The sequence below is a fragment of the Streptomyces sp. NPDC045021 genome (genome assembly GCF_056432645.1).
In genome coordinates, this window is sequence record NZ_JBWKIQ010000011.1 from 97954 (window position 1) to 109995 (window position 12042).

The 12042-nt window shown below is 70.3% G+C and carries 8 protein-coding genes; 5 read left to right on the plus strand and 3 right to left on the minus strand.

Annotated features, from left to right (window positions below; translation table 11 throughout):
• Nucleotides 1-49: 49 nt before the first annotated feature.
• The 3 genes from gltX to AC07DC_RS29460 all read right to left on the minus strand — a co-directional run bounded on the left by gltX (nt 50) and on the right by AC07DC_RS29460 (nt 2585).
• Nucleotides 50-1531: a glutamate--tRNA ligase gene (gene gltX, locus AC07DC_RS29450; RefSeq protein WP_478917523.1), complete on the minus strand. Its 1482-nt coding sequence runs from the start codon at nt 1529-1531 to the stop codon at nt 50-52.
• Nucleotides 1524-2306, minus strand: a complete 783-nt coding sequence (locus AC07DC_RS29455; RefSeq protein WP_399643196.1) for a fumarylacetoacetate hydrolase family protein — start codon at nt 2304-2306, stop codon at nt 1524-1526. Before AC07DC_RS29455 ends, gltX begins: the two co-directional genes overlap by 8 nt.
• 96 nt (nt 2307-2402) lie before the next feature.
• Nucleotides 2403-2585 carry a hypothetical protein gene (locus AC07DC_RS29460; RefSeq protein WP_478917524.1) on the minus strand — a complete coding sequence of 61 codons (183 nt, stop codon included), beginning with the start codon at nt 2583-2585 and terminating at the stop codon, nt 2403-2405.
• A 604-nt stretch (nt 2586-3189) separates the two neighbouring features.
• On the opposite strand from AC07DC_RS29460, the gene AC07DC_RS29465 reads away from it, so the two are divergent.
• The 5 genes from AC07DC_RS29465 to AC07DC_RS29485 all read left to right on the plus strand — a co-directional run bounded on the left by AC07DC_RS29465 (nt 3190) and on the right by AC07DC_RS29485 (nt 12038).
• Complete coding sequence (locus tag AC07DC_RS29465; protein ID WP_478917525.1) at nt 3190-7047, plus strand: sensor histidine kinase; 3858 nt, start codon at nt 3190-3192, stop codon at nt 7045-7047.
• A 9-nt stretch (nt 7048-7056) separates the two neighbouring features.
• On the plus strand, nt 7057-7470 hold the full coding sequence (locus AC07DC_RS29470) for a roadblock/LC7 domain-containing protein (protein ID WP_285370762.1): 414 nt from the start codon (nt 7057-7059) through the stop codon (nt 7468-7470).
• A 76-nt stretch (nt 7471-7546) separates the two neighbouring features.
• Nucleotides 7547-7954, plus strand: coding sequence for a DUF742 domain-containing protein (locus AC07DC_RS29475; protein WP_138358185.1), 408 nt, complete (start codon nt 7547-7549; stop codon nt 7952-7954).
• Complete coding sequence (locus tag AC07DC_RS29480; RefSeq protein WP_374117340.1) at nt 7935-8540, plus strand: GTP-binding protein; 606 nt, start codon at nt 7935-7937, stop codon at nt 8538-8540. Before AC07DC_RS29475 ends, AC07DC_RS29480 begins: the two co-directional genes overlap by 20 nt.
• A gap of 312 nt (nt 8541-8852) precedes the next feature.
• Nucleotides 8853-12038 (plus strand): nitrate- and nitrite sensing domain-containing protein, encoded by a 3186-nt coding sequence (locus tag AC07DC_RS29485; RefSeq protein ID WP_478917526.1) that lies wholly within the window; start codon nt 8853-8855, stop codon nt 12036-12038.
• The last annotated feature ends 4 nt before the right edge of the window (nt 12039-12042 follow it).

Sequence of the window (12042 nt, forward strand, 5' to 3'; positions counted from 1 at the left end):
ACCCTAGGACGGTGGCCCCGGAGCCGTCAGCCCCAGGACCGGACAGGCCCTAGCCGGCGAGCTTCGCCAGCGCGGCGTCGATTCGGGTCAGGGTGCGGTCGCGGCCCAGGATTTCCAGGGACTCGAAGAGCGGCAGGCCGATCGTGCGGCCGGTGACCGCGACGCGGACCGGGGCCTGGGCCTTGCCGAGCTTCAGGCCGTGCTCCTCGCCGGCCGCCAGGACCGCGGCCTTCAGCGACTCCGGGTCGGACCAGTCCGCGTCGACCAGCTTGGCGCGGGCGGTGCGCAGCAGGGCGTCGGAGCCCTCCTTCATCGCCTTCTGCCAGGACGCCTCGTCCTCGACCGGCTTGTCCAGGAAGAGGAAGTCGACGTTGGCCGTGATGTCCGAGAGGACCTGGAGGCGGGTCTGGGCGTACGGGGCGATCGCCTCCCAGGCCGTCCGGTCGAAGGACTCGGGGGCCCAGTTGGCGTGCGGGGCCTTCAGCCAGGGGGTGCAGGCCTCGGTGAAGGCCTTCACGTCCAGCCGGCGGATGTGGTCGGCGTTGATCGCCTCGCACTTCTTCAGGTCGAAGCGCGCCGGGTTGGCGTTGACGGCCGCGATGTCGAAGGCCGCGACCATCTCGTCCATCGAGAAGATGTCCTGGTCGGCCGAGAGCGACCAGCCGAGCAGCGACAGGTAGTTGAGCAGCCCCTCGGGCAGGAAGCCGCGCTCGCGGTACAGGTTGAGCGAGGACTCCGGGTCGCGCTTGGAGAGCTTCTTGTTGCCCTCGCCCATGACGTACGGGAGGTGGCCGAAGGCCGGGGTGGTGCCGTTGCCGACGCCGATCTCGGCGAGGGCGCCGTAGAGCGCGATCTGCCGCGGGGTGGAGGACAGCAGGTCCTCGCCGCGCAGCACGTGCGTGATCTCCATCAGCGCGTCGTCGACCGGGTTGACCAGCGTGTAGAGCGGGTTGCCGTTGGCCCGGACGATGCCGAAGTCGGGCACGTTCTCCGGGGTGAAGGTCAGCTCGCCGCGCACCAGGTCGGTGAAGGTGATCGGCGCGTCCGGCATCCGGAAGCGGACGATCGAGGTGCGGCCCTCGGCCCGGTACGCCGCGATCTGCTCGGCGCCGAGGTCACGGCAGTGACCGTCGTAGCCGGAGGGCCGGCCGGCGGCGCGGGCGGCGTCGCGGCGGGCGTCCAGCTCGGGGGTGGTGCAGTAGCAGTCGTAGGCGTGCCCGGCGTCCTGGAGCTTCTTCGCGACGTCCGCGTAGATCTCCATGCGCTCGGACTGCCGGTACGGGGCGTGCGGGCCCCCGACCTCGGGGCCCTCGTCCCAGTCGAAGCCGAGCCAGCGCATCGAGTCGAGCAGCTGCTGGTAGGACTCCTCGGAGTCCCGGGCCGCGTCGGTGTCCTCGATGCGGAAGACCAGAGTGCCCTGGTGGTGCCGGGCGAACGCCCAGTTGAACAGGGCGGTGCGGACCAGACCCACATGCGGGTTGCCGGTCGGCGAGGGACAGAAACGGACGCGTACGGGGGATGCGCTAGCCACGCTTGATCACCTTGTTGGTGAGAGTGCCGATGCCTTCGATGGAGACGGCGACCTCGTCGCCGACGTTGAGCGGTCCGACGCCTGCCGGGGTGCCGGTGAGGATGACGTCGCCCGGGAGCAGCGTCATCGCCTCGGTGATGTGCACGATCAGGTCCTCGATCGAGCGGACCATCTGACTGGTCCGGCCCGCCTGGCGCAGTTCGCCGTTGACCGTGGCGGTGATGGCGAGGTCCGAGGGGTCCAGATCGGTCTCGATCCAGGGGCCGAGGGGGCACGCGGAGTCGAAACCCTTGGCGCGGGCCCACTGGCCCTCGGCGCGCTGCGCGTCGCGTGCGGTGACGTCGTTGGCGCAGGTGTAGCCGAGGATGACGTCCTTGACGCGTTCGCGCGGGACCTCGCGGCAGAGCCGGCTGATGACGACCGCCAGCTCGGCCTCGTGGTGTACCTCGTTCGAGAACGAGGGATACACGATCGGGTCACCCGAACCGACGACGGAGGTGGACGGCTTGAAGAACGCGACCGGGACCGTGGGGACCTCGTTGCCCAGTTCCGCGGCGTGTTCGGCGTAGTTGCGGCCGATGGCGACGACCTTGTTCGGGAGCACCGGCGGAAGGAGCCGGACCTTGCTCAGCGGCACCTTGGTGCCGGAGAGCTCGAACTCGGCGAACGGGATGCCCTTGATGATGTCGAGGACGAGACCGTCGGGGACGGTCGGGTCGCCCTCGACCGCGCCGAAGGCGACATTGCCGTCGATGGAGAACCTGGCGATGCGCACGGGAAGCTGCTGCCCCTCACTGGCCGAAGACTGGATCGCTCCAGGTTAACGTGAGGCCCCTGGCGCTCCCGGCTGATTTCCCGCGCTGCCCGCGGTTCAGGCGGTGGGCAGGTCCATGAGGATCGTGCGGCGCGGGTTGGCCGTCTGCTGCGGCAGCGCTTCGCCGATGATGTCCTCGGCCGCGATCACGGGGGCCTGCAGTTCCTCGGCATCCTTGAGGTGCATGAGGTTGGTGCGGCGCGGGTTGGCGATCGGGCGGAACAGCATGGTGGTCTTCATGTGGTGTCTGGGCCTCAGGGGGTCGGGGCGCCGGTTGCGACGCGGGGTCTGCGGGTTCACCTGGGTGCACTGGTTTACAGAACGCTGCCGTGCGTAAAGATCCAGGCTAGTGGCGCCAGTTCCCCGATTCCCGTGACCCAGGCAACGATCTCGCTGTGATTTTGCTCACGAACTACCCGACATAAGGCCCGAATCGGACGGTCCGACGCGACACCCGAAGCGGACATTACGGGAGTTCACGGACCTAACTCCCTGCCCGGTCGGCACTGCGGCGACCTGCCCGGAGCGTCCTCCAGTGCCCAAAAGTTCCAGAATCGCGGGCTTTCTCCGAAACAGGCCGGGACGCTCCGTGCTCGAACCGACGCGGTGAGTCACTCATTCCACTGACTGGGCTGCGGCCCTTGTTGGAGATCCTGCACTGTGCTGGAATTCCCCGGACCACCACATCAAGCGAAGCCGGCGCGTCAGGGGGCGCGGAAGAGCATCGAGTGGTGGTGAAGGGCATCGTCGGTCGTCCCTACTCCGGGATAACCCGGGGCCCCCATGACTCGACACCGTCCCGCCGCACGTGCGGGGGACGCCTGGTCCAGAGGTTGCGACGCTAGTGCAGGGACGTTTCAAGAGGGACAGCGGCGCTGCGGGTGACCCGGAGCAGCCCGGCGGAGCCAACAGCGGTCCGTCGCCGCAGCGATCCGACGACGCCGTGAACACTGCGGCCGCCGGACGCTCAAGCACGCACAGCGGCATCGACGCCGGCCGGATCACGGGCGGTGTCGGTAAGCCAGGCCCCCGAATAGCCATGCGCAACTGGAGGATCAGCACCCGTCTGATCTCTCTGCTCGCCCTGCCGGTGGTCGCGGCCACCTCGCTCGGTGCGCTGCGTATCTCCAGCTCGCTGGACAACATCTCCCAGCTCGAGCACATGAAGCAGCTCACCGAGATCACCGAGCACGCGACCGACCTCGCCGGCGCGCTGCAGGAGGAGCGGGACCGCTCCGCGGGACCGATGTCCTCCGGCAGCGGCAAGAGCGACGACGCCGTCGGCGCCTCCCGCGAGACGACCGACCGCTACCGCAAGGTCTTCCAGAACGCCACCGACGACGTCGACCCGAACGACAAGGTCTTCGCCGGTGTCCGCTCCACCCTGTTCGCCATCGCGCAGCAGCTCGGCAGCATCAACGAGATCCGCGACCAGGCGTACCAGCAGCCGCAGTACATCGCGCTGACGGTCAACAAGTACGACTCGCTCATCCAGTCGCTGCTCGCGCTGTCCCAGGACATGGCGCAGGCGACCAGCAACCAGGAGATGATCCGCAGCACCCGCGCGCTGGCCGCGTTCTCCTCCGCCAAGGAGTTCGAGTCCATCCAGCGCGCGGTGATCAGCGCCGCGCTCGCCCCGCAGGGCGGCTCCACGCTCTCGGAGAACGACTGGCAGTACGCGAAGGCCGCCGCCCAGTCCGAGAAGACCGCGCTGGTCCGGTTCACGACGATCTACGAGCTCGGTAGCCCCGGCGCGTCGGCCGAACTGATGGCGCCCCTCAACGGCGGCAACGACACGATCAAGAACCACGACACCAACGCCTCCCGGATCCTGAACTCCAGGGGCGGCATCAACACCTTCGCGGCCACCGGAGCCACCTACCGCGACTGGGACGACGCCGCCCGGAGCAAGATCCAGGCGATGACCAACATCGAGCGGTCGCTGCTCAACGAGATGCAGCAGCAGGCCCTCAAGCTGCGGGGCGAGGCCCAGCGCCAGGCGATCATCGACGGTGCGATCATCCTGCTCGTCCTCGGTGTCGCCGTCGTCGGCGCCTTCATCGTCGCCCGCTCGATGATCCGCTCGCTGCGCCGGCTGCAGGAGACCGCCCAGGACGTCGCCCAGAAGCGGCTGCCCGAGCTGGTCAAGCAGCTGTCGGAGTCCGACCCGCAGGACGTCGACACCTCCGTCGTCTCGATCGGTATCCACAGCCGTGACGAGATCGGCCAGGTGGCCCGCGCGTTCGACGAGGTCCACAGCGAGGCCGTCCGACTCGCCGCCGAGCAGGCCCTCCTGCGAGGCAACGTCAACGCGATGTTCACCAACCTCTCGCGCCGCAGCCAGGGGCTCATCCAGCGTCAGCTCTCGCTCATCTCCGAGCTGGAGAGCCGCGAGGCGGACCCGGACCAGCTCTCCAGCCTCTTCAAGCTCGACCACCTCGCGACCCGTATGCGCCGGAACGGCGAGAACCTTCTCGTCCTCGCCGGTGAAGAGCCGGGCCGCCGCTGGACCCGCCCGGTCCCGCTGGTCGACGTGCTCCGCGCCGCCGCCTCCGAGGTGGAGCAGTACGAGCGCATCGAGCTCACCTCGGTGCCCGCCGCCGAGGTCACCGGCCGTATCGTCAACGACCTCGTCCACCTGCTCGCCGAGCTGCTGGAGAACGCCACCTCGTTCTCCTCCCCGCAGACCAAGGTGAAGGTCACCGGCCACGCGCTGCCGGACGGCCGGGTGCTCATCGAGATCCACGACACCGGCATCGGGCTCTCGCCCGAGGACCTGTCGGACATCAACGAGCGGCTCGCCAACCCGCCGACCGTGGACGTCTCGGTCTCGCGCCGCATGGGCCTGTTCGTGGTCGGCCGCCTGTCCCTGCGACACGGCATCCGCATCCAGCTGCGCCCGTCGGACTCCGGCGGCACCACCGCGCTCGTCATGCTGCCGGTGGACGTCACGCAGGGCGGCCAGAACGCCAAGAACGCGGCCGCCGGCAAGCGCGGCCCCATCGCGACGGGCATGCCGGGTACGCCCAACGGCCCCGGCGCCCCCACCACCAACGCCTTCGGTGCCGCCGCCGGTCCCGCCGGCCAGGTCGGCCGGCCGCCGCAGCGCGGCCAGGTCGCTGGCGGCGGGCAGCGTCCCGCGCTGAACTCGGGCCCGGCAGGCCCCGGCCAGGGCGGCTCCGGCACCCGGCGTGGCGGCCAGCCGCAGGGCCAGCCGCAGCCGTCGGGACCGAGCTGGGCGCAGGGCGGCCAGCCGCCGCAGGGCCAGCCGCAGCGCGGCGGGAACCCGCAGGGCTTCCCCGCTCCGGCCGACCGCGGTCCGGCGATGGACGCTCCGCGCGGCCACGAGGACGTGGAGTCCACCGCCAGGTTCGAGCGCCCCGACTTCGACGGTCCGCCGCCCGGCTCACGCCCGGCACAGCAGCCGCCCCAGCAGCCGCAGCCGCGGGGCGACTACCAGCGCCCGAACCCCGGCGCCGGCTCCCGGCAGGACGCCGGGCTGCCGCTCGGCGACCCGTTCTCCCCCACCTCCAACCCGTACCCCGCGCCCACCGCGCAGGACGCGGGCCCCGGTGGCTTCCGCTCGGACGTCTTCGGCGGCGCGCCGGGCCCGGCCCCGGTACGCGGCGGGGCTCGCCCCGACGGGTACCAGCCGGAGTCCACCGGTCAGTTCCAGCGCCCCGGACAGCCCGACAACAGCGGCACCGGCGAGTTCCCGCTGCCGGGCGGCCAGCAGGCCGGCCCCGGCGCCGGTTACCCCGACGGCCGTACCGACACCGGGCAGTTCCCGGTGGTCGGCAACCCGCCGGCCAACGACCGGCCGCTGACCGAGCCGTACCCGGGCCAGAACGTCCCGGCCCAGGGCCGCCCGCAGGGTGGTCTGCCGCAGCGCGGCGGACCGGCCGACGGCGGGTTCAACGGCAACCGGCCGCCGCAGGGCCCGTCGCAGAACGGCCAGCAGGGCAACCAGCAGCAGGGCTACCCTCAGCAGGGTTACCCGCAGCAGGCCAACCGGCAGCCGAACCGCGGCGTCGAGCCGCAACTGCCGCCGGTCTCCGAGCCGATGGCACTGCCGCCGGCCCCGCCGCGCGGTGACGAGCCCACGCCGATCTTCGCGACGATGGAGTCCGACTGGTTCCGTACCGGTCAGGCCGAGCGGATGCAGCAGGTGCACGTGGAGCGGGCGGCGCCCGCCGCTCCCACCGCCGCCGCGCCCGCCGCTCCGGCCCGTCCGGCACCGCAGCCGCGGCAGGCGCAGCCGGCCCAGCCGCAGCAACAGCAGCCCGCTCCGGCCCAGCCGCAGCAGCAGCCCCAGCGGGCACGGGCCGAACAGCCCGCACCGGCTCCCGTCCAGGCACGGCCGGTGACGCCGTCGCAGCCGACCCAGCCGGCGCCGCGGGAGACGCCGAACTGGCGTACCTCTCCCAACGACGAACTGCGGCAGCGGGCCGAGCAGGTCCGCGAGCCGTCGGCGGGCGGGGTCACCCCTTCCGGTCTGCCACGCCGGGTACCCAAGGCCAACCTGGTCGCCGGCGGGGCAACGCCCCAGCAGGCGCCGCAGGGCGGTCCGCAGGTCTCCCGGGCGCCCGACGATGTGCGCGGCCGGCTGACGAACCTCCGGCGCGGCATCCAGCAGGGCCGCGAGGCAGGCAATGGCAACACCGACGGCCGGGGCTTCGGCACGAATAACCAGGAGCGTTAGTTGAGTGCGATGAGCCAGGCGGCACAGAATCTGAACTGGTTGATCACCAACTTCGTGGACAACACCCCTGGGGTGTCCCACACGGTGGTGGTCTCCGCCGACGGCCTGCTGCTCGCGATGTCCGAGGGTTTCCCTCGCGACCGCGCCGACCAGCTCGCCGCCGTCGCCTCCGGCCTGACCTCGCTCACTGCCGGAGCCTCCCGCATCTTCGAAGGCGGTGCTGTCAACCAGACCGTCGTGGAGATGGAACGCGGGTTCCTCTTCATCATGTCCGTCTCCGAGGGTTCGTCGATCGCCGTACTCGCTCACCCCGAGTGCGACATCGGCCTCGTCGGCTACGAGATGGCCCTGCTCGTCGACCGGACCGGGACCGTCCTCACCCCGGACCTCCGCTCCGAACTCCAGGGCAGCCTGATGCACTGACTGCTCTGACAACGTTTCACCGCACGATGCGTACTTCCTGCACCGAGACCGTTTTGCCCGGACACGGAGGACCCTCATGACCCCGCCACCCGCCTCGCCGGGCCCGTACGGCGCGTCCCACCACGCGCCGTACGGGGATGAAGGCGACCAGCCGCTGGTGCGGCCGTACGCCATGACCGGTGGCCGTACCCGGCCGCGCTACCAGCTCGCCATCGAGGCCCTGGTCAGCACGACGGCCGATGCGGGCCAGTACCAGGGGCTGCTTCCAGAACACCAGCGCATCTGCCACCTGTGCCGGGAGATCAAGTCGGTTGCGGAGATCTCGGCGCTGCTGGGATTCCCGCTCGGTGTGGCACGCATTCTCGTGGCCGACCTCGCCGAGGCCGGCATGGTCGCTATCCACCAGCCGGGCAGTGGCGAGGCCGGCGGACAGCCTGATGTGACACTGCTCGAAAGGGTGCTCAGTGGACTTCGCAAGCTCTAGACCGCAACCGCAGGCGGCTTACGGCCCGCCTGTGGCCCGGTCCACCACCTCGGCCAAGATCGTGGTGGCGGGCGGCTTCGGCGTGGGCAAGACCACGTTCGTCGGCGCGGTCTCGGAGATCAACCCGCTGCGCACGGAGGCCGTCATGACCTCCGCGTCGGCCGGGATCGACGACCTCAGCCACGTCCAGGACAAGACGACCACCACGGTGGCGATGGACTTCGGCCGTATCACCCTCGATGACGACCTGATCCTGTACCTCTTCGGTACGCCGGGCCAGGACCGCTTCTGGTTCATGTGGGACGACCTGGTCCGCGGCGCGATCGGCGCCGTCGTGCTGGTCGACACCCGCAGGCTGGCGGACTGCTTCCCGGCCGTGGACTACTTCGAGAACAGCGGCCTGCCGTTCGTCGTCGCCCTCAACGGTTTCGAGGGCCACCAGCCCTACCGGCCGGAGGAAGTACGCGAGGCTCTGCAGATCGGGCCCGAGGCTCCGATCATCACCACGGACGCCCGTCACCGCGGCGAGGCGAAGAGCGCGTTGATCACGCTCGTGGAGCACGCTCTGCTGGCGCGACTCAAGTAAGCCTTTCGGCTTGCCAGTTGTCCCCGGAACCGGCTGTGTCTTTTGACACGGCCGGTTCTTGCGTTCATAACGTTTCGACAGAGAATCGGCGGGAGACGAACACCCCCCGCGCTCGAATGGTTCCGTTGCGGTGATACAGGACGTGCGGTTTGCCACTTCAAGGAGCTTATGCCCTATTTATGTGGCCCCGTTCGCCTGTTGGTTTCACTTTGTACGACGTTTGGCTAGTACCCCCATGACGTGCTGAAATTCGCAGAACCCGAGAGTAGTAACGGCACTTTGCTGTGTTGTCGCCGAGAGGTTGTTGGTCAAGTGAGGGACACGAGGCGAGCAGAGCCGGGCTCCGCGGATGGCCCCCGGGGCAATTTCACGCCGCCCCAGCGTTACGACGGCGTGCCCGACGCGATCGCTGTCGCCACCCCGGAGCCCGCCGGTTCCGGCAGCCGATTCGCGGTGCGCAACTGGCGGGTGGCCACCAGGCTGAACGCCATCCTCCTCATCCCGGTTCTCGTCGCCCTCGTCATGGGCGGCTTCACCGTGCAGAACTCCGTGCACACGTGGCAGCAGGCGGACGCCGCCAAGCGGACCGCCATCCTGGTGCGCGCGGCGGCCGGCTACAGCCACGCCTTGATCAACGAACGGGACATCACGGTCGTTCCGCTGGTCCAGGGCAGGCGGGACGACCCTGTCGTGACAGGGGCCTACGCGGCCACCGACGCCGCCGCCCAGGTCTTCAACGAGGCCGTCGACCAGATGCCCGCCTCCGCCTCGCTGGAGCGCCGCGTGGAGGGCTTCCGCACGGTGGAGCCCAGCCTGCAGGCCATCCGCAAGGCCGCCTACACCCGGCAGCTGCCCGACAAGCAGACCGAAGAGGCGTACGTCAAGGTCCAGCACCCGCTGATGGAGCTCGCCAACGAGCTGAGCCTCGGCACCGGGAACATCACCAGCTACGGCCGTACCCTCTACGCCATCTCGCTGGCCAAGGCCGCCGAGTCGCTGAGCCGCTCCATCGGGATGCACATCCTGGTCGAGGGCCAGGTACCGGCCGGGGAGCGCAAGCTCCAACAGACCGCTCTCACCTCGTACCTCTATCTGCAGCGCATCGCGCTCCAGGAGTACAGCGGTGGCGGTACCCCCGCCGACGCCCAGCACCTGAAGGATGCCAAGGCCGCGGCGGAGAAGAAGGGCAAGGAGCAGCTCACAGCCGCCGCCACCCAGGCCGAGCAGGCCGGCCAGACCTTCGTGCCGCCGCCGACCATCGAGAAGATGGTCGCCGAGATCGCGTCCGACAAGTCGACCAAGGAGCTGCGGGCCGAGGGCATCACGCCGGAGAGCTGGTTCGCCAGCAACACCCTGGTCTTCGACGCGTACCGGACCGTCGAGCAGAACCTCGCCGACACCGCCGTGAACGACGCCGAGACCATCTCCTCCAGCGCCAAGACCGACGCGATCATCAACGCGGCCATCGTCGTCCTCGCCCTGATCGTCGCCTTCATCATCGCGGGCATGATGGCGCGCAACATGAGCCGCAGCATGCGCAAGCTGCGCAACGCCGCCTTCGACGTCGCGGAACAGCGGCTGCCGGGGCTGGTCGACCAGCTGTCGCGCACCGACCCGGGCCGGGTGGACACCACCGTCCAGCCGATCCCGATCACCAGCCACGACGAGATCGGCGAGGTCGCCCGCGCCTTCGACCAGGTGCACCGCGAGGCCGTCCGGCTCGCCGCCGAGCAGGCCCTCCTGCGAGGCAACGTCAACGCGATCTTCACCAACCTCTCGCGCCGGAACCAGGGCCTCATCCAGCGGCAGCTCACGCTGATCACCGACCTGGAGAACAACGAGGCGGACCCGGACCAGCTCGAGAACCTCTTCAAGATGGACCACCTCGCCACCCGTATGCGGCGCAACGGCGAGAACCTGCTGGTCCTCGCCGGCGAGGAGCCGGGCCGCCGCTGGAACCAGCCGGTCCCGCTCGTCGACGTGCTGCGCGCGGCGGCCTCCGAGGTGGAGGCGTACGAGCGCATCGAGCTGGTCGGGATACCGGAGACGGACATCCACGGCACCGCCGTGACCGACCTCGTGCACCTGCTGGCCGAGCTGCTGGAGAACGCCACCACCTTCTCCTCGCCGCAGACCAAGGTGCGGGTCACCGCGACCCGGCTGCCGGACGGCCGCGTCATGGTCGAGATCCACGACAAGGGCATCGGCCTGACCGCCGAGGACTTCGCGGACATCAACCACAAGCTGGCCGACCCGCCGACCGTGGACGTCGCGATCTCCCAGCGCATGGGCCTGTTCGTGGTCGGCCGCCTCGCCGACCGGCACGGTGTCCGCGTCCAGCTGCGTCCCTCGGGCGAGCAGGCCGGCACCACCTCGCTGGTCATGCTCCCGGAGGCGATCACCCACGGTGGTGGCGGCGAGGACCAACTGCCCGAGGACGACTCGGACTTCACCGTGTCGCGGATCGTGCCCGAGCACTCGACGGCCGAGTTCGGCTACCAGCCGACCGCCGCGGAACTGGGCTTCGACGACTCGCAGTACGAGCGGTCCGGCGACTCCGGGTTCACCGCCTCCGGCGCCCCCGGGCAGCTCGACCCCGTCGGACGCTCGCTGCTGCGCGAGGAGCGCCGCGCCCAGCTGGAGGCCTCGGCCTCCGAGCGGCCCGAGGACGTCGCGATGTTCGGCGAGGTCCCGCAGCAGCGCGGCGGGCAGAACCAGCAGGGGTACGAGCCGCAGTACGACGGCGGCTACTCCGAGGGCCAGGACTTCCAGGGCCAGGACTACCCGGCGCAGGACTTCCAGGGCCAGGACTTCGCCGGGCAGGACTTCACGGGGCAGCCGGAGTACGACGGGCAGGACCCGTACGGTTCGCAGCCCTCGTACCAGCAGCATGGGTCCTACGAGCCGGAGTGGCAGCAGGACTTCACCGTCCAGCCCGCACCTTCCGGACCTCCGGCCCCACCCGTGCTGGACGACTGGCCGCAGCCCGTCGCCCGCCAGGAACCGCAGGCGCCGGATTCCGTTCCCGGGGCACCCTTCGGGGCGCCGGAGAGCGTAGGCTCCCCCTCGCTGACGGATGCCGGCCTGCCACGCCGCGACCGGCAGTGGCCGCAGCCGGACCAGGCGGCGGCGGAACCGGCGGCCCAGCCGGTCCCCCAGCCCGATCCGGAGCCGGAACAGGCACCGGAAGAGGCCGAGACCGACTGGCGTTCCCAGAACGACCAGCACTGGCAGCGGGCCGAACAGGTCCGCGAACCCAAGGCAGGTGGGGTAACCCCCTCCGGCCTGCCCCGTCGAGTACCCAAGGCCAACCTGGTCGCGGGTACCGCACAGCAGACTCCGCAGGGCGGCCCACAGGTCTCCCGCGCGCCGGAGGATGTCCGCGGCCGGCTGAGTAATCTGCGCCGCGGCGTCCAGCAGGGACGCACTGCGGGAACTGACACGAACGGCCAGGCCCCCGACAATCACTACGGTGGCCCTCAGAACCAGGAGCGTTAGTTGA